Annotated in this window: 14 protein-coding genes; 1 reads left to right on the forward strand and 13 read right to left on the reverse strand. The window is 61.8% G+C overall.

Annotation, left to right across the window (positions count from 1 at the left end; all coding sequences use genetic code 11):
* Positions 1-146: 146 nt before the first annotated feature.
* Genes gatB through rmuC form a run of 8 tightly spaced genes read right to left on the reverse strand, consistent with a single transcriptional unit; the run spans position 147 to position 8,291 of the window.
* A complete protein-coding gene (gene gatB, locus DKK75_RS07010) occupies positions 147-1,649 on the reverse strand; it encodes an Asp-tRNA(Asn)/Glu-tRNA(Gln) amidotransferase subunit GatB (protein WP_110452708.1) in 1,503 nt (500 codons plus the stop codon).
* A 24-nt stretch (positions 1,650-1,673) separates the two neighbouring features.
* Positions 1,674-3,227: an Asp-tRNA(Asn)/Glu-tRNA(Gln) amidotransferase subunit GatA gene (gene gatA / locus DKK75_RS07015; protein ID WP_110452709.1), complete on the reverse strand. Its 1,554-nt coding sequence runs from the start codon at positions 3,225-3,227 to the stop codon at positions 1,674-1,676.
* A gap of 4 nt (positions 3,228-3,231) precedes the next feature.
* On the reverse strand, positions 3,232-3,528 hold the full coding sequence (gene gatC, locus DKK75_RS07020; protein WP_015022515.1) for an Asp-tRNA(Asn)/Glu-tRNA(Gln) amidotransferase subunit GatC: 297 nt from the start codon (positions 3,526-3,528) through the stop codon (positions 3,232-3,234).
* Positions 3,529-3,571: 43 nt separating this feature from the next.
* Positions 3,572-4,561, reverse strand: coding sequence for an ABC transporter permease subunit (locus DKK75_RS07025; protein ID WP_110452710.1), 990 nt, complete (start codon positions 4,559-4,561; stop codon positions 3,572-3,574).
* On the reverse strand, positions 4,558-5,505 hold the full coding sequence (locus DKK75_RS07030) for an ATP-binding cassette domain-containing protein (RefSeq protein ID WP_110452711.1): 948 nt from the start codon (positions 5,503-5,505) through the stop codon (positions 4,558-4,560). Before DKK75_RS07030 ends, DKK75_RS07025 begins: the two co-directional genes overlap by 4 nt.
* Positions 5,502-6,227, reverse strand: a complete 726-nt coding sequence (locus tag DKK75_RS07035; protein ID WP_110452712.1) for a TrmH family RNA methyltransferase — start codon at positions 6,225-6,227, stop codon at positions 5,502-5,504. Before DKK75_RS07035 ends, DKK75_RS07030 begins: the two co-directional genes overlap by 4 nt.
* The gene (locus DKK75_RS07040; protein WP_258333189.1) at positions 6,224-6,901 is read right to left on the reverse strand and encodes an orotate phosphoribosyltransferase; all 678 of its coding nucleotides are present in this window, start codon (positions 6,899-6,901) and stop codon (positions 6,224-6,226) included. Before DKK75_RS07040 ends, DKK75_RS07035 begins: the two co-directional genes overlap by 4 nt.
* A gap of 37 nt (positions 6,902-6,938) precedes the next feature.
* Positions 6,939-8,291 carry a DNA recombination protein RmuC gene (gene rmuC / locus DKK75_RS07045; protein WP_110452713.1) on the reverse strand — a complete coding sequence of 451 codons (1,353 nt, stop codon included), beginning with the start codon at positions 8,289-8,291 and terminating at the stop codon, positions 6,939-6,941.
* Between the two features lie 176 nt (positions 8,292-8,467).
* Here rmuC and DKK75_RS07050 point away from each other — a divergent pair, with 176 nt between their 5' ends.
* Entirely contained in the window at positions 8,468-10,531 is a 2,064-nt protein-coding gene (locus DKK75_RS07050) for a P-type ATPase (protein ID WP_110452714.1), read from the forward strand.
* A 103-nt stretch (positions 10,532-10,634) separates the two neighbouring features.
* Here the strand turns inward: DKK75_RS07050 and clpB are convergent, their stop codons facing one another.
* From clpB to DKK75_RS07080, 5 genes are all read right to left on the reverse strand, one after another.
* Entirely contained in the window at positions 10,635-13,442 is a 2,808-nt protein-coding gene (gene clpB, locus DKK75_RS07055) for an ATP-dependent chaperone ClpB (protein ID WP_110452715.1), read from the reverse strand.
* Between the two features lie 159 nt (positions 13,443-13,601).
* The gene (locus tag DKK75_RS07060) at positions 13,602-14,417 is read right to left on the reverse strand and encodes a fumarylacetoacetate hydrolase family protein (RefSeq protein ID WP_110452716.1); all 816 of its coding nucleotides are present in this window, start codon (positions 14,415-14,417) and stop codon (positions 13,602-13,604) included.
* A 66-nt stretch (positions 14,418-14,483) separates the two neighbouring features.
* Positions 14,484-15,296 carry a YggS family pyridoxal phosphate-dependent enzyme gene (locus tag DKK75_RS07065; RefSeq protein ID WP_110452717.1) on the reverse strand — a complete coding sequence of 271 codons (813 nt, stop codon included), beginning with the start codon at positions 15,294-15,296 and terminating at the stop codon, positions 14,484-14,486.
* Between the two features lie 244 nt (positions 15,297-15,540).
* Complete coding sequence (gluQRS, locus tag DKK75_RS07075; RefSeq protein WP_258333190.1) at positions 15,541-16,584, reverse strand: tRNA glutamyl-Q(34) synthetase GluQRS; 1,044 nt, start codon at positions 16,582-16,584, stop codon at positions 15,541-15,543.
* An 88-nt stretch (positions 16,585-16,672) separates the two neighbouring features.
* The gene (locus DKK75_RS07080) at positions 16,673-18,019 is read right to left on the reverse strand and encodes a metal-dependent hydrolase family protein (protein ID WP_110452718.1); all 1,347 of its coding nucleotides are present in this window, start codon (positions 18,017-18,019) and stop codon (positions 16,673-16,675) included.

Here is an 18,019-nt window from a genome sequence, read left to right on the forward strand (position 1 = left end):
GCCGCTCATAGACATCACGTCACCTCCATGATCGCCACCCTGCGATGGCAATCAATTGTAATCCCTTGCCCCTGGGAAAATCATGAGAGGCTGGGCGGGTCCGCCTGCCCGACCCCGAGGCGATCAGGCCGACGGACCGGGCGCGCTCAGGACCGGGCTATGCGCTCCATAACGATCTTGCTGACCGCCTTGGCATCGGCTTGGCCCTTGGTGGCCCGCATGACCGCTCCGATAATAGCGCCCATGGGCTTCATATTGCCGCCTTTGAGCTTGGCCACAATGTCCGGGTTGTCCTTGAGGGCCTGATCGACAGCGGCATCCAGAGCCCCATCGTCGGAAACCACCTGGTAGCCGTGCTTCTTGACGACCTCGCTGGGCGTGCCTTCACCGGCCAGTACGCCGGAGACGGTTTGCTTGGCCAGCTTGTCATTGAGCTTTCCGTCTACAATCAGCTGTTCCACATCGGCGACATCCTGAGCCGAAATGGGCAACTCCTGCAGGCTGACCCCACGGGCATTAGCCTCGCGGGAGATCTCGCCCAGCCACCACTTGCGAGCACCGGCAGCCGTGGCACCGGATTTGACCGTATCCTCAATCAGATCCACAGCATCGGCGTTGACCGCGTCCTGCATCTGCCGGTCGGTGAAGTCCCACTCCTTCTTGAGACGGGCGCGACGTTCGCGCGGCATCTCAGGCATCTGGGCCTTGAGCTCTTCAATATGGTCCTTGGTCACATGGACCATGACCAGGTCGGGGTCGGGGAAGTACCGGTAATCGTTGGCATCGGTCTTGACACGGCCGCCTGCCGTAGTCTGTGTGGACTCGTCCCAATGGCGGGTCTCCTGCAGCACCTCGCCGCCGGACTCCAGCAGAGCCGCCTGACGGCGAATCTCGTAGGTCAGGGTCTTCTCGATGCCCTTGAAGGTGTTGACGTTCTTGGTCTCTGACCGAGTTCCCAGAGGGGCATCCGGTCCGGCATGCAGGGAGACGTTGACATCGGCGCGCATGTTGCCCTGCTCCATGCGGGCGTGGGAGATGCCCAGGGCCCGGACGATGTCGCGGATGGCCCGGACATAGGCCCCGGCCACCTCGGGGGTGCGTGCCCCGGCGCCCTCTATGGGCTTGGTCACAATCTCGACCAGTGGCACACCAGCACGGTTGTAGTCCACTAGGGAGTGGTCTGCACCTTCGATGCGGCCATCGGCCCCGCCCACATGGGTGTTCTTGCCCGCGTCATCCTCAACATGGGCCCGCTCGATGGGCACACGGAAGATGCTGCCGTCATCCAGCTCCACGTCCAGATAGCCTTCGCCGTTCAGAGGCTTGTCATACTGGGAGATCTGGTAGTCGCGGGGCATGTCCGGGTAGAAGTAGTTCTTCCTGGCGAACTGGCTCCACTCGTTGACCTTGCAATGCAGAGCCAGGCCAAGCTTGACCGCATAGTCGATGGCGGTCTTGTTGACCACCGGCAGGCTGCCGGGCAGGCCCAGGGAGACCGGAGTCAGCTGGGTGTTGGGCTCGCCGCCGAACTCGATATGGGCCGGGCAGAAGAGCTTGGTGTTGGTGCAGAGCTCCACATGGACCTCCAGGCCGAACACCGGGTCGTACTTGGCCACGGCATCGGCGTACTTCATAAGTTTCTCAGCCATTGTGATTCCGCTTCCTTCCGATGCCTACTTGGTCGAATCCTGAGCCAGGCCATCCAGCCAGGGGGTGGACAGCTTCCGGAAGATGGGCCCGCCCCACTGTTCCTCCAAGGCCGCCTCAAGAGCGGCGGCAGGCCGGTACATGACCTCGTCGCGCATCTGGGGGGCGAAGAACTGGAAGCCGACAGGCAGTCCATCATCGCTGAGCCCGGCAGGGATCGACATGGCCGGAGTGCCGGCCAGGTTGGCTGGAATGGTAGCCACGTCGTTCAGGTACATGGCCAGCGGGTCGTCCACCTTCTCGCCAAAGCGGAAGGCCGTGGTCGGCGAAGTGGGCGATACCAGGACATCGGCCTGCTCGAAAGCCTTCTCGAAGTCACGGATGACCAGGGTGCGGACCTTCTGGGCCGAACCGTACCAGGCATCGTAATAGCCAGCGGACAGGGCGTAGATACCCAGGATGATCCTGCGCTTGACCTCGTCGCCGAACCCGGCCTCACGAGTGGCGGACATCATGTTGGCAGCCGTCTGGGGGACGCCTTCAGGAGGCATGACCCGCAGACCATAACGCATGCCGTCATAACGGGCAAGGTTTGAAGAAACCTCGGAGGGCATGATGATGTAGTAAGCAGCAAGCGCGTAGGGGAAGTGCGGGCAGGAAACCTGAACCACCTCGGCGCCCATGGACTCCAGCAGGGAAACGGCCTCGTTGAAGCGGGCCTCCACGCCGGGCTGGTAGCCCTCGCCGCCCAGCTCCTTGACCAGCCCCACCTTGAGGCCTTTCAAATCGCGCCGCTGACCCTGGCGAGCAGCCTGGGCCAAAGGAGGAACCGGCTTGGGAATGGAAGTGGAGTCGCGCTTGTCATGGCCGCCGATGACCTGCTGCAGCAGAGCCGCATCCAGCACGGATCGGGAAACCGGACCAATCTGATCCAGGGAGGAGGCCATGGCGATGGCCCCGAACCTGGAGACGCCACCGTAGGTGGGTTTGACGCCCACAGTGCCAGTCAGGGATCCAGGCTGGCGAATGGACCCGCCAGTGTCGGTGCCCAGGGCCAGCGGAGCTTCGAAAGCGCCTACGGCCGAGGCCGAGCCGCCGCCTGAGCCTCCCGGGACACGCTCGGTATCCCAGGGGTTGTGCGTGGGCTTGAAGGCCGAGTGCTCGGTGGAGGACCCTTGGGCGAACTCATCCAGGTTGGTCTTGCCCAGAATGGGCATGCCTGCGGCCTTGAGCTTCTTGATGACGGTGGCGTCGTAAGGCGGCACCCAGCCCTCGAGGATCCTGGAGGCGGCCGTAGTGGGAATGCCCTTGGTAACGATCATGTCCTTTATGGCGATGGGAACGCCCGCCAGTTCCGACAACCCCTCGGCACCTTCGCGGGCCAGGCGCTTGTCGAAAGCGTCGGCCTGCTCCAGGGCCTGATCGGCGCTGACCTGCAGAAATGCATCAATGCTGGGCTCAGCAGCCTCGATCACATCCAGATGAGCCTGAACCAATTCACGGCTGGAAACCTGTCCCGACCGCAACTGCGCGGCCATGTCGGAGGCGGATTGCTTAACCAATTCTTCCTGTGCGCTCATCGTCTCACTCCTCGCCCAGAATGCGCGGAGCCACGAACATGCCTGACTCGGTGACCGGCGCCCCTGAGAGCGCAGCCTCCTGGGTCAATGGCTCTTCGGCCTCATCGGGACGCAGATAGGCCTCCAGGGGGATGGGGTTGGCAGTGGGAGGCACGTCATCACCAGCCACCTCCTGGACCTTGGTGATGGAATCGGCGATCACGTTGAGCTCGCCCTTGAGGCGGTCAGCCTCCTGATCGGTCAAGGCAATACGGGCCAGATCGCCCAAATGCTTGATCTCTTCACGTGTAAAAGTTGGCATACCACTTATCATATGGGTGCTCTATGACACGCAGAAGGCAAAGTCAGTTGATGTCGGCCCGCCTGAAAACCAGGGTTCCTAGAGCGCAGCAGAGGGCAGTCCAAGCCGCCATGATCAGACCAGCCTGCCACCAAGTGGGCCACCATCCGCCGCCTGCCTCTGTCGCCTGGTTCAGGCCTGAAAGAAAAGTGCCCAGAAGGCTGGCCGGCATCAGCCTCAGGAGGATCTGCAGTCCTGCGGCATGAGCGCCCGGACCCCACAGCAATCCCAGAATCAGGGGCAGGATCAAGGTCAGCCCCAGAACCAAGCTGATCCCGCCGACCTTGGATCGGCTCAAGGCTCCAAGACCCAGGCCCATCAAAGCGAAAAGGGCCAGCATGAGCGGGCCGCCCAGCAGATCAATCAGGACAAGCCCGGACTTGTCAGCAGGCAAGGGACCAGATCTACCTGATGGAAGCAGGGTCTCAAGGATCCAGCTGAACAGCAGGCCCACCTGCGCCGCCAACCAGATCAGCAAGGCCAAGGCAAGACCCTTAGCCATCAGAACCATGCCTCGACGAGGATTGGCCATCAGCGTGCTCTCAATGGCGGCATCCGAAAACTCACGTGTAACGGCCAAAACACCCAGAATCCCGGCAACGATCATGCCCGGGAACAGACCTGAAGCGCCAGCCAGCCAATTCACGGCCATGGGTGTATGCAGGAGGTTGGCCAGTAGGCAGCCAGACCCCCGGTCGAGTCCAACCACGCCTCGAGCCGACCAGACGGCCAGGATGGTGCTCAACGGCTGCAAGAGCATGACGATCAGAAGCAGAACCCAGGTCGAGCGCTGGAAGCGCATCTTGCGCAGCTCCGCCCGGACCGCTCCAGAAAGTGTCAGCCGATTGGACTGACGGCACGCACCCAGAAAGGTCGAACCTGGAGTCTGACGCAGCCAGACAAAGGCGGAACCATGCCGTGGGATCGCGTCATCAGGGTTCGCAGCTATGTTTCGCCTACTGCGGCGGGCTCGACGATCGCCGTCGGCACTCATAGCCTTGCCTCCGGCCTGCGCTGCAGCTCTCCCCTTCCTCCATGGACGACATCCTTATAAGCCTGTTCCAAGGAGATCTGCTCCTGCTGGAACTCATAGAGCACCACTCCCTCCTGGGCCAGGATAGAGGCCGTCGAGGCCAGAGGCGCGCCCTGGATGCGGAAGCGGGCGGCATCGGGCGGGCAATTCTCGTCTGGCGGCAGGCGGGTGATGCGTATTCCGGCAGCTGTTGCCAGAGCGGCTTTCAATTGGTCGGGCTGCGGCGTCACTGCATAGATGGACTCATGGGAGTGCTCGCCAATGAACCGGGCCACGGTCGTCCTCTCCAAGATCCGTCCTCTGGCAATGATGACCAAATCGTCGGCAATTCGAGCCATTTCGCTCATCATATGGGAACTTAGGAGAACGGCCCTGCCTTGCGAGGCAAAGCTGCGGCAGAGGTCTTTCACTAGTTTGATTCCTGCAGAATCCAGGCCCTTAAGCGGCTCATCCAGAACCAGGTTATGTGGATCGCCTAGTAGCGCTGCGGCGATGGCCAGCCGCCTGCCCATCTCAAGAGAAAGGGAGCCCGTGCGCCTGTCGGTGACCGATTGCAGACCGACCATATCCAAAACCTGACCCACCCGTTGGCGATCCAAGCCGTTGGTCGCTGCCAGGGCCAGCAGATAATCCTTGACCCTGCAGGAAGAGTGAGCGCTATGTGGGTTCAGCACTGCGCCCGCCGTACGCATGGGCGATGCGAGCCGAACGAAGGGCTGGCCGTCGAACAGGACCCTGCCTGCATCAGGGCGCACCAGTCCCAGAGCGATGCGGAGAGCGGTCGACTTACCGGCGCCTTTAGGCCCTAGCAACCCCGTCACCTGGCCGTCCTCGGCCGTGAAGGAGACGTGGCTCAGCGCCTTGCGGGACCCGAAGCGCTTGGTCAGTGAGTCGATGACGATCATGGCTGAGTTCCCTGGCCTGACCGACCCGCCACCCCGGCATGCTGACAGATCCAGGAATGCATGGCCACGGCGGCGGCAGCCCCGGCGTTAATGGAACGCACGGACCCGAACTGGGAGATGTAGACCACATCGTCGGCCAGCTCCAAGGCCTTCTCGGACAGGCCCGGCCCCTCAGCGCCGAACATGAGCAGGCACCGACGAGGGAAGCTATAGGTCTCCATGGGAACAGCCCCGGGGACGTTGTCAATAGCGATCATACGGGGCATGGATTCCCCCTGCCTGGCTGCCTCTTCTTGCAGTGTGACCGCCATGGTTGCTATGTCGGGATCATGTACCACGTGCTGGTAGAGCTCGGTCATCAGCGAGCCCTTGCGATTCCATTTGTGAGGACCCACTATATGGACGCGACGGACAGCAAAGGCGTTGGCCGTTCGGACCATGGAGCCGATGTTGAAGTCGTGGGTCCAGTTCTCCACAGCCACCTCAAGATCATGACGGCCCCGGCGATCCAGGTCGTTCCGAATGGCCTCGACCTTCCAGTAGCGATACCTGTCCAGGACGTTGCGGCGATCCCCCTGATCCAGCAGTTCAGGGTCATAGCGCGAATCCATTGGCAATGGCCTGTCGGGGTGTTCCTGGTTCCAGGGGCCAACCCCCACCTGCCGGAAGATCGGCTCATCTGACGCCATGGCCGCTCGGGTCACTGGATCGGGCTCCCTCATGAACGCTCCGAGGAACCTTCGGCCGCTTCGGCGAATTGATCCTCTTGGTAGGCGTAGATGAAAGGCAGCCGCCGCCGGGATCCGTCCACCGGATCGACCACCTGAATGCTGCCGTCAGTCCGGCCTCCCACCAATGAAGCGATGGCCAGCGTCTTCGCTCCCTGACGCTGGATGATCCCGCAGTCAAGATTGAGCTCGTTGTCCTTGTCCAAGGTGACCAGGGATGAGGTCTGCACATAGGATTTCCGGCCCAGCCAGGCGTCCAGCAGGATGACACGTCTGCCCTTGATGGACGGGCCTTTGATGGAGGGGTAGACGAAGTCCATAACGAAAGCGTCCAGATCCTGCCCACGCGAGGCTGCAGCATGAAGCATGGCATCGGCCAGTGGCACAGCAGCGGCGGTCAAGGCTCCAACTGCATCGAAGTCGTCGACTGAATAGCCGGCATCTTCCAGGGTGTCCAGAAGAACATGCCCGGCCAGTTCGGCCCCACGGTGATGGAAAGTGACCCCGCTCAGCTCAGTGAAGGGACGCCCGCCAATCTCCTCGGCCAGGAGTTCACGCAACTGGTCAACCGGCCCAGGCAGCTCCGTGTCCGATTCACGCCCGACCAGACCAGGCGACCCCGTGGGCCTGAAGGATGAACCCTCTTGTCTCTTCGTTGCCTCGTTCATGCTTATCAGATTAGCGCCGGAGGCCCCTAAGCGGCGCTCACTGCTCCTGGTCGGGCAGGACCTCCGGGGCGGTCAGCTCTTTGATGTTGCCCCTGTCCGAATCGATCACGCCGACCGATTCGATCACCTTGGAGGGGTCCATCTGCTGCAGCTTGCGGGCGGTGACCAGTACTCGCGACTCCAGGGAGGAGGCAAACCTGTTGTAGGCGGTAACCGTGGCAGTGATGGAGCGGCCTAGCTTGTTGGCCCGCTCGCCCAGAACCACAAAGCGGTCATAGAGCTCATGGGTAAGCGTAAAGAGAGTGCGGGCATCCTCGGACAGGTTCTGCTGTTGCCAGGCGTAGGCCACCGACTTGAGCACTGCCCAAAGGGTCACTGGCGAGGTCAGGGCCACTTTCTGCGCAAAGGCATCGTCCATCAGCGTGGGGTCCACCTCCAGGGCGGCCTGCAGAAGGGAGTCGTTGGGAATGAAAGCCACCACGAAATCCGGAGCCGTTTCGAAGGCGTTCCAGTACTCCTTGTCAGCTAGGACCTTGACGTGCTCGCGCAGGGCCCGGGCATGTGCCTGGAGCAGCTCGTCCCGGCGGCGCAGCTCGTCATCCGAGGCTGCGTCAGGGATCTCGCAGGCCCGCTGGTAGTCGGAATAGGGGGCCTTGGCATCGATGGGAATAGTTTTGCCGCCGGGCAAGTGGACTACCATATCGGGACGCAGGACGCGACCGTCCGAGGCTGTGACCACCACCTGGGTATCAAAGTCCACATGCTCCATAAGCCCTGCCGACTCGACGATATTCCTGAGCTGGGCTTCGCCCCAGGCGCCGCGCACCTTGTTGTTGCGCAGGGCCGAAGCCAGGGAGCTGGTCTCCTTGTCCAGCCGCCCCTGCTGCTCGCCCAGACTCTTGAGCTGCTGTCCCAGGGAGCCCATCTCCTGTTTGCGGCCCTCCTCGATCTGGGCCACCTTGTGTTGGAGGGCGTCCAGGTTCTTCTGCACGGGGGCCAGCGCCGAGAGCACCTTGCTCTCCTCCTCAAGGTTCTGAGCCTGCCTGCGTCGCTTCTCCTCTTCCTGAGCCTGAGCACGGCGACGCTCCTGCTCGATCCTGATCTGCTCGGCCTGCTGGGACTGGGCCAGCTGGGACTTGACAAAGGAGAGCTCGCGGTTCAGGCCATCCACCTTGGTCCGCGCCTCCACCAGAGCCGCTTCGGATCCGCGAAGCCGGTCCTGGGCCTGATCCAACTGCGAGCGCAGCTCATCCACTTGAACATCAGCCCCCATGCTGACGGCCCTGCGGCCCTGGGCACGCCCCAGCACATATCCGGCTAACCCTCCCAGGACCATACCGATCAGCAGAAGAAGCACCACCATGACCACTGACGACGTAGAATCGAACATATGTTCTAGTTAACCCCGAGCGCTGGACCCGGAAGCCGGGTCGTTACGGCAGGCTGTCGACGATAATTCGAGAATTCGTTTTTTCCGCAAGGAATCGGCCTTAAGACCGGCGTCGGGCCGCAATGCAGGGCAGAATAGGGAACATCGAGGGGTTGTAGCAAGACCGAAGGAGATCCGTGGGTATCGATATCTTCCTGGCGATAGCCGATCTGGTCGTGGCCTGTGCGGTCACCTGGCTGATCCTCTGGTACTTCCTTATGCCGTCGTCTCATGTCAGCGGTCAGGGTGCAGGCGCAGGCTTTGCCGCGAACTTTCCTTGGCGCGATCCCGAGAATTGGGGCCAATGGGGGGCCGATCTGGACTCCCGCAGCCATCGCCTGATCAGGCCGACCATCGTCAGCGCCCTGCTGACTGCGCCTGTGCTGGCTCTGGATCTGTTCGATCGTTTCGGACCCGACATGATCCCTTCATGGCTGGCCAGCCCTTGGGTGCAGGCTATTCTGATAACCCCAGTCATCTTCTACTGCGGCCGCGAAATACTCATGGACGGATGGAAGGCCATGACCGAGCATCGCTGCACCCCTGACCTCCTGGCCATGCTGGCCACCAGTCTGGCCTACCTGTATAGTCTGGCCACATGCTTGGCCGGATCTCTGTTGCCGGAGGGCTCACGGTCCCCGTACTTTGATCTGATCGGCGTGGTCATCACCCTCCTGCTGCTGGCCAGAGTCATGAGTACCAGAATAGAAGCCTCCCTGGTGGCATCCTTGAACCATCTGATGCAGATCCAACCAGCTTCAGGCCTGGTGGCTGATCCCAAGCACCCGCAGACAGTTCCTGACCAGGTCCTTGAACGTGATCGAATCCGCCCAGGCGATCTGCTCCTGGTGCGCACAGGCGAGCGTCCAGCCGCTGATGGGGTTGTGGAGTCGGGGTCGGCCCTGGTTGACGAAAGCGAGCTGACCGGCGGCGACCGCCCCAGGGCATGCGGACCTGGCGACCGAATTCTGGCCTCAAGCAAGATTCTGGAGGGGCGACTGTCCATCCGTGTGGACGCCGCAGGCGACAACACCTATGCAGCCAAGCTCGTGAAGATCATCCCCCGGGCCCTGGTCGAGCGCTCCCCCGGCATGCGCAGGATGGACCGGATTGTCCACACCGCCATCGCCCTGATCATGATCCTGGCTGTCTGGACCTTCATGCTCTGGCTTATGCTGGGGCCGCAGCCCCATCTGGCCCACGCTGTAGGCAATGCCGTCTGCGTACTGACCATCGCCTGCCCCGCCGTCGCATCCATGACCATCCCCATGGCTTTCCGGACCAGCTTGGAGACAGGTCTGGCCCACGGTCTGCTCTTCACCTCGCCACGAGCCATGAACCACCTGGGCCAAGTACGCACGCTGATTCTGGACGATTCATCCCTACTTGATCCCAGCAACCCGGAAGACCAGGGAGTCCACGCGGAATCGCTCACTCGGGCCGCGACCCATCTGCGCTCCTTGCGGGTGGGCAGTCTGATCCTGGACGGAAGTCCCCAACCGGACGACAGGATTGAGCGGGCAGCACGTCAAGCGGGCGTAGATATGCTGATTACCCGGCTGACCCCCGAGCGCAAGCGCGAGTGCCTGGACCGGCTCAATCACGACCTGACCCGAACCAGCAGGGGCGTTCCGGCGGATCCAGCCGGTCAAGACGCCGCCTCCTCTGGGCGGCAGAGCCAGACCAGGCTGGTGGCCCTGGCAACTGCAGCAGCCGCTGATCATGAGCTGACAGCCAAAGCCCGGGTAAGCATCGCTTTAGGGCCCCAAGTTCAAACTGGCGCAGACGGCACAGACCTGCTGCAACCGGATCTTATTCTGCACCAGGGCGACTTGGACGGAACGGGCAGGGCCATCGAGCTGAGCCGAGCCACCGCCCAGGTCATCAGACAGAACCTGGTCTGGTCCACTGTCTACAACCTCGTCACCCTGGTCCTTGCCACTGGAATCTGCCAACCCCTCCTGGGCTGGATGCTCAACCCTATGATCGCAGCAGTAGCGGGGGCCATGTCCACCATCCTGGCCATGCTCAACGTTCGTCGCCTGCATCGGCTGCGACACCTGCGCCGCCGCTGGCTGCACCTGGCCCTGGTTGACACTGACCAGCTTCCGACGGTGGCGGCACGACGCCCCCAAGTCATTGTCGACAGCCAGTGGGAGTCCATGCAAGAGGGCAGAGATCCGGCGACCGCTATGGACTGAATCCACAGAGAACAGTCTGCGGCACAGAAAGGGGTCGGCACCCGGGGATGATCCCGGCGCCGACCCCAATTCATGAGTCATGAATGCTGATTGCAGCCTGGCCTCAGTGAGACTGGCCCTGGCCTTGATCATCGCCACGCGCGGCATGACGGCCTCGATCATCATCACGTCCGCCATCGCTTTGATCGCCAGCAGCCTGCTCGGCGTCACCTGTTTCGGCGTCACCATCAGCAGTCACACCGTCGACCGTGACCGAGTCGTCTACCAGATTCTCGGTAGGCCAGGCAGTCAGCTCCAGGTGGTCGCCTCCGGTCTGGTCCACCAAGACCGTATCGCCGTCGTGGACCTTGCCAGCCAGCAGCATCCTGGCCAGCTGATCGCCCACCTCGGTCTGCACCAGCCGACGCAAGGGTCGGGCACCGAATGCCGGATCGTAGCCCATGTTGGCCAACCACTCCCTCGCGGAGTCGGTGACGTCCAGGGTGATGCGCCGATCGGTCAGCCGCTGGGCCACCTGACGGACCTGAATGTCCACAATGGAACCCAGCTCGTCGCGGGTCAGGGGGTGGAAGATGACCAGATCATCCAGACGGTTGATGAACTCGGGCTTGAAGTTGGCCTGCACGGCATCCATGACGGCCTTGCGCTTGCCCTCCTCGTCCAGGTCGTCCCGGACCAGGAACTGCGAGCCCAGGTTGGAGGTCATGATCAGGATGGTGTTCTTGAAGTCCACCGTCCTGCCCTGACCGTCAGTCAGCCTGCCGTCGTCCAGGACCTGCAGAAGCAGGTCAAAGACCTCTGGGTTGGCCTTCTCCACCTCGTCGAAGAGGACCACCGAGTATGGCCGCCGACGCACAGCTTCGGTCAGCTGGCCGCCCTCCTCATAGCCGACATAGCCGGGGGCAGCGCCGATCAGCCGTGAGACCGAAGCCTTCTCCATGTACTCTGACATGTCGATGCGGACCATAGCCTTCTCGTCATCGAAGAGGAAGTCAGCCAGAGCCTTGGCCAGCTCTGTCTTGCCCACTCCGGTGGGACCCAGGAACATGAAGGATCCAGTGGGCCGGTCGGGATCGGCGATACCGGCACGCGAGCGCCGGACCGCGTCGGATACCGCATGGATGGCCTCCTGCTGGCCGACCACCCGCTTGCCCAGGTAGTCCTCCATATGCAGAAGCTTCTCGTTTTCGCCCTCCATGAGTCGTCCCACAGGGATGCCGGTCCAGTCAGCAACAATCTCTGCCACGGAATCCGCATCCACATGATCAGGGACCATGGGCTCCTGTGCGGGGCCTCCAGCGATGTCAGCTCCCTCGGGACCTGCTTCATTGGCGGCATTCTTAGCCTGCTCGGCGGCATTCTCCGCTTGGGCCAGCTGCTTGCGAATGCCAGGGATCTCTCCGTAGAGGATGCGGGAAGCCTTCTCCAGGTCGCCCTCACGGGTGGCCTTGTCGGCCTCGACCCGCTTGGCATCCAGCTGAGCGCGCAGGTCGCCGACCTTGTTGTGGCCAGCCTTCTCGTTCTCCCAACGGGCCTTGAGGCCGCCCAGCTTCTCGCGGGAATCCGCCAGCTCGGCCTGCAGCTTGCTCAGACGGTCCTTGGAGGCAGGGTCATCAGCTTTCTTCAGCTGCATCTCCTCCATCTCCAGACGGGTGACGCGGCGTTGAAGCTCGTCAATCTCCTCAGGCTGGGAGTCCAGCTCCATCCGCAGATGGGCAGCGGCCTCGTCAACCAGGTCAATGGCCTTATCGGGCAGCTGGCGACCAGAGATGTACCGGTTGGACAGCGTAGCTGCCGCCACCAGGGCGTCATCCCCGATGGTCACCTTGTGGTGAGCCTCGTAACGCTGCTTGAGACCACGCAGGATGGCCACGGTATCCTCCACGGAGGGCTCGCCCACGAAGACCTGCTGGAAGCGGCGCTCCAGAGCCGGATCCTTCTCGATGTTCTCCCGATATTCGTCCAAGGTGGTGGCGCCGATCAGACGCAGTTCTCCTCTGGCCAGCATGGGTTTAAGCATGTTGCCCGCGTCCATGGACCCTTCGACGGCACCCGCCCCGACGATGGTGTGGATCTCATCGATGAAGGTGATGACCTGACCGTTGGCGCTCTTGATCTCATTGAGAACGGCCTTGAGACGCTCCTCGAATTCGCCACGGTATTTGCTGCCAGCCACCATAGAGCTCAGATCGAGGGAGATCAGTCTCTTCCCCTGCAGGGTGGTGGGCACGTCGCCGGCCACGATACGCTCAGCCAGGCCCTCGACCACGGCCGTCTTGCCCACGCCGGGCTCGCCGATAAGGACCGGGTTGTTCTTGGTCCGCCGGGACAGGATCTGCATGACACGGCGAATCTCCTGGTCCCTGCCGATGACCGGGTCCAGCTTGCCCTCCTTGGCCTGTGCAGTCAGATCGGTGGAGTACTTCTCCAGAGCCTTATAGGTGCCCTCGGCATCTGGGCTGGTCACCTTGGCACCGCCGCGCACTTGTGGCACGGCCTTGCGCAGGGTATCGGCCTGCAGACCGCTTCGGTTCAGAATATCGGCAGCCTGCGAGGGACCTTGGGCGATGGCGATGAGCAGGTGCTCGGTGGAGACGTACTCGTCACCCATGGCCTGCATTTCCTTCTCCGCCTGGGCAAGGGCCATGCTGAGCTGACGGCTGGCCTGGGGCTGCGAGGCCGTGGAACCACTGGCCGACGGAAGGGCCACCAAGGCCTGACGGACCTCGGCTCCGACCCGCTGGCTGTCGCCGCCGGCCGCCTGGATCAGTCCAGGAACCACGCCGGACTGCTGACGCAGCAGCGAGTCCAGCAGATGGAGCACATCCACCTGGGGGTTGCCAGCCGCCGAGGCCGACTGGATAGCATCGCCTATGGCCTGCTGAGCCATGGTGGTGAAGTTTTCGTTCATAGAGCATCCTCCAACATTCTTCGGCGGGGCCAGCCGAGCCAGTCGGATAGTCCCCGTCACGGGTTCATCTGTCTTCTACAACAGCGAAAGAAGGATGCCTATTCCCAAACTTGAGTCCAATAGGCTCAAGTTTTTTAAGTTCCGTGTTTCTACCGCTTGCTATTCGTCGATGACCACATTGCGCAGGTACCCAATCCCCTCCACGCAGACCGTGGCCTCATCACGGTTTTTCAGCGAACCAGAGGCGTGCGGGGTCCCGGTCATGATGACGTCGCCGGGCAGCAGGGTGGCGAAGCTGGAGATGAAAGCGATCTGTTCAGGAATGGAGTGGATCAGATTAGCGGTGGTGCCGCTGGCTTCGGGAACCTCTGCTCCGTTGAGCTTGAATGAAATCCTCGCATCCCGATAGTCCAAGTCGGTCTCGATCCAAGGCCCAAGAGGGCAGGCGGTGTCGAATCCCTTGCAACGGGTCCACATAGGATCATCCTTCTGCAGGTCACGCAGGGTCACGTCATTGACGCAGGTGTAGCCCAGCACATAGTCCATGGCCTTGTTGGCGCTCACCTTCCGAGCCATCCTGCCCATGACGACAGCTACCTCTGGCTCATAGTTCATGTCTTTGCTGTACGAGGGCTTGACGATGGGATCGTCAGGGCCGATAACCGAGGTGGAGGGCTTCATGAAGAGCATGAGCTTCTCTGGAGGCTCCGGATTCGAGGACTGGCCGCGCTCGGCCATGTAGGCGGCATGAGCACGGTAGTTCTTGGCCGCCCCGTAGATCTTGGAAGGAATGACCGGGGCCAGAAGCCGCGCATCCTCGTCGTCCAAGGGGTAGCGCTGGCCGGTGGGCTCGACCTGCTGGCCGGTCAGGGGGTAGCCGCTCAACTCGACCAGATAGTCCTTGCCGTCCTGCTTGTCAGTTTGAACAAAGGCGTATCGTGGGGTGTCCTTGTAGGAAAAGCGTGCGATTCTCATAGGGCACAGTCTAGCCCCAGGCGGGGCCTCCTGACAGGTTCAGGCTCCGAAACAGACAGCGGCCGGTCAGATAAAAGCCCGTGGGCCGAAGATGGCTGTGCCTACACGGACCTCGGTCGATCCCTCTGCCACCGCATAATCCATGTCTCCGGTCATGCCCATGGACAGCATAGTGCAGGCGTCGGTGCCCGGCTCCCCCGAATCCCTGATGCGATCGCGCAGGCCGCGCAAATGTGCGAATCCGCTTCTGATGACCGCCTCATCATCCACATGTGCGCCGACGGTCATCAGCCCCTTAAGCTGGATCCCCTCCATAGCGGCCAGCTCGTATGCCAGATCCAGAGCCTGATCGGGGGTGCATCCCGACTTGGCCTGCTCGCCGGACTCGTTGACCTCGAGGAGTATGCCCGCAGTTGTGCCCGCAGCCAGTGCCCGCGTGGCCAGCTTTCGAGCCAGCGAGGGCCCGTCGACTGACTCGACCGTGTCGACATATGGCAGGATCTTATTGATCTTGTTGGATTGGAGCTGCCCGATAAGATGGAAGCCCACGCTGGATGAATCACTGTCTGCAGCGTCAGCGCCAAGAGCCAGCCCCCTCTGCCGACAGAGCTCCAGCAATCCCTGGGCCTTGGCAGTGACCTCCTGGGGGCGGTTCTCGCCGATTCGACGCACCCCGGCATCAATGGCTGCCATGATCTCGCCTACATCGCGGGTCTTAGTGGCCGCCAGCAGCATCACCGAGCCTTCTTCTCGGCCGACGGAGTCCTCAGCTTTGGCGATCCTTTCAGCTACACGCTTGACCCCTTCCGCAATCTGCCTGGCTCGCTCCTGGCTGATCTGCCGATTGCCCAGATCCTTGTGGTCCATATAGGCGACCATGACCCGCTACCTCCTTAGAAATCCGGAAGCCTTGACTGAGGCCATGGTAGCCAGTGGCTCATACTGGAATTCACTCGAATCTCGGGCATCAAACAGCAAGACTGATGAACCGGAATCCATGAGTCACCTTACAAGGTCACGAATATTGCTCTTCAGCAGTCGCTCAACAAGAATTCCCGCAAGCCTGAAAGTCATCAGGCAAGCACTTTCGGCAAATCATCAGCGCAGCTCAGGGCCGGAGAACTCAAAGATTCGGCTTTGCGCCAGAAACGTTCAGCTTGCTCAGATCCAGCATTCGATCCTTGCGGTCAGCAGCCAGTGTGTTCCACGTGAAACCATCCAGCAGCTCCTGCGCACTCGCAGGTCTGGGCTGATCCAGGAGTCCCAGGAGCCATCCACAGACCCCCAGCACCTGCCTGGCTGACCAGCCGTCTTTTCTGAGCGAGCCCAGGTCCGGCGATCCGAAACGCTTGGACATCCTCCTGCCGTCCACGCCATCGATCAGCGGCAAATGAGCGTACTGAACACGAGGAGCCTGCGGCTGAAGATGATTCCTGATCCACATCTGAATGGCTGTGGACCTCAGCAGGTCTCTTCCCCGCACAATCTGATTGACACCCATGGCCAGGTCATCCACCGTCACCGCCAGCTGGTAGGAAACCAAGCCGTCCGCGCGCCGAACGACAACATCGCCGACCTGCTTGGGCAAGTTGAAGGACTGCAACCCGAAGACCAGATCGTCGAAGCGACAGACTGCATCCGACTCATCGGGCTGATCCGGGACTGCAATCCGGAGGCTGTGCCTCCGCCCCTGGGTCAGCCTTTCACCGACTACCTGACGGGAAAGTCCTCGGCAGGTGCCTGGGTAGACAATGAACCCGTCGCCTTCATTAGGCGCCGATGCCGCGCGGATGTCTGCACGGGAGCAGAAGCAGGGGTAAATCAAAGGCTGCCTGTCGATCAATTGCTGCGATTCCAGCTGCTGCAATGCCTTGCCGTAAGCATCGGCGCGCTGGGACTGGTAGACCACCTCGCCATCCCAATCCAATCCCAGCCATGCCAGGTCATCCATGATCCAGCGATCGGCATCCTTGACCACACGCGGCGTATCTATGTCTTCGATTCGAAGCCGCAGAACCCCGTCAGACCCTTGCGACCTGACACCCAGCCAGGCCGCCAGGCATGCATAGATATTGCCTAGATGCATCCGCCCAGTCGGCGAAGGCGCCAACCTTCCTACGACCTTGGTCTGGTCTGTCCGGTCCGCTCTCGGCTCTCCCATTTGCATACCGACATGCTTGCATACCACCCGGTCATCGGGAAACCATCAGTCGGTCACACTATTGCATGCCTCTGGATGGCCACAAAGCAAATGATCAGAAGCTGTCGAGCAGGCGGTCAATCTCCTCGAAGTGCTTGACCTCAGGCCGCCATACCGGCTTGCCGCGGACGATGACCAGCTTGGGATCAGCCAGCGTGCGCACATCCTCAGCGGGGTCCTTGTCCAGAACGATCAAATCCGCATCTTTGCCCGTGTCAACAGAGCCTGTGATATTGTCGAAGCCCAGGTTTCGCGCATTGACCTGGGTAGCGGCGTGGAAGGCCTGCGCCGGGGTGAAGTCGGCATACCGCACCAGATAGTCAAGCTCTCGCCAGGTACCGTACTGGGGCACGAAGGTCATGCCTGTGTCGGTTCCTACACCAACGGCAATGCCATGCTCATGAGCCTGCTTGGCGCTCTTGATCATGCCGTCGACGACCAGCTCGGAATTGCCGCGAACTATATCGCTGATCCCCAGCTCTTGCTGACTGATCTTGACCAGAGGCAGTCCGGCGGACAGGGTGGGGTCCAGAGCAGAGAAGCCACGAAGCGAGCGCGGATTGTCAAGGAAGAGCCCGATCATCTCGTCATCAAGAGCACTGCCATGCTCGATGGTGTCCACGCCAGCCTTGAGAGCGGCCTTGACCCCCTCTGGGCTCTGGGCATGCGCCGCAACCAGCACGCCAAACTCATGGGCCTCATCGCAGACTGCAGCCATTTCCTCCTCAGTCATCTGCGGGCTGCCGGCCTCGCCAAGCTTGGTGGCGTCGGTGACGCCACCTGTTGCGGCCACCTTGATGGCATTGACCCCATGGTCCAGATTCTCCCTGGTCCGGCGCCTGGCCTCTTCGGGGGAGGAACAGGACAGAGCAATGAAAGGATCGCCGTGCCCTCCGGGAATCGCCAGGAGAGGGCCGGCAGCCAGCATGCGTGGACCAGTCAGCTCATCAGCATCAATCCGGTCGCGCAGACGAACAGCCTCATAGCCCACATCGCCCAGGGTACGAATGGTCGTGACGCCCGAGTTCAACAGCGTAGAAACGTTGCCTTTGATCCTGGCGTCCATGAGGACTCTGCCGGCAGGGCTGTGCACCACCTTCAAACCGGCACTGACCACACGCGGAGACAGGTCGGTTCCCCCAGACAGCGGCTTGCCGTCAGCAAAGAGATGGGTATGCGCATTGATAAGCCCAGGCGCCACAAACTTGCCCGTAGCGTTGACCCGGCGGTATCCGGAAGGCACATAGGCCAGCGGCGTGGGACAGACCTGCTCTATCCGGCCATCCGTGGACACGAGAACAGACATATCCTTCTGAACCGTGCCTTGTTCATCCCCAGTCGCGATATTGGCATGCTCCAGCACAAACGGTTCGCGCTTCGTCCTGCCTAGAAGACGCCCCAT

Origin of the sequence: Bifidobacterium asteroides (assembly GCF_003202695.1) — a bacterium.
Classification (GTDB): domain Bacteria; phylum Actinomycetota; class Actinomycetes; order Actinomycetales; family Bifidobacteriaceae; genus Bombiscardovia; species Bombiscardovia asteroides_G.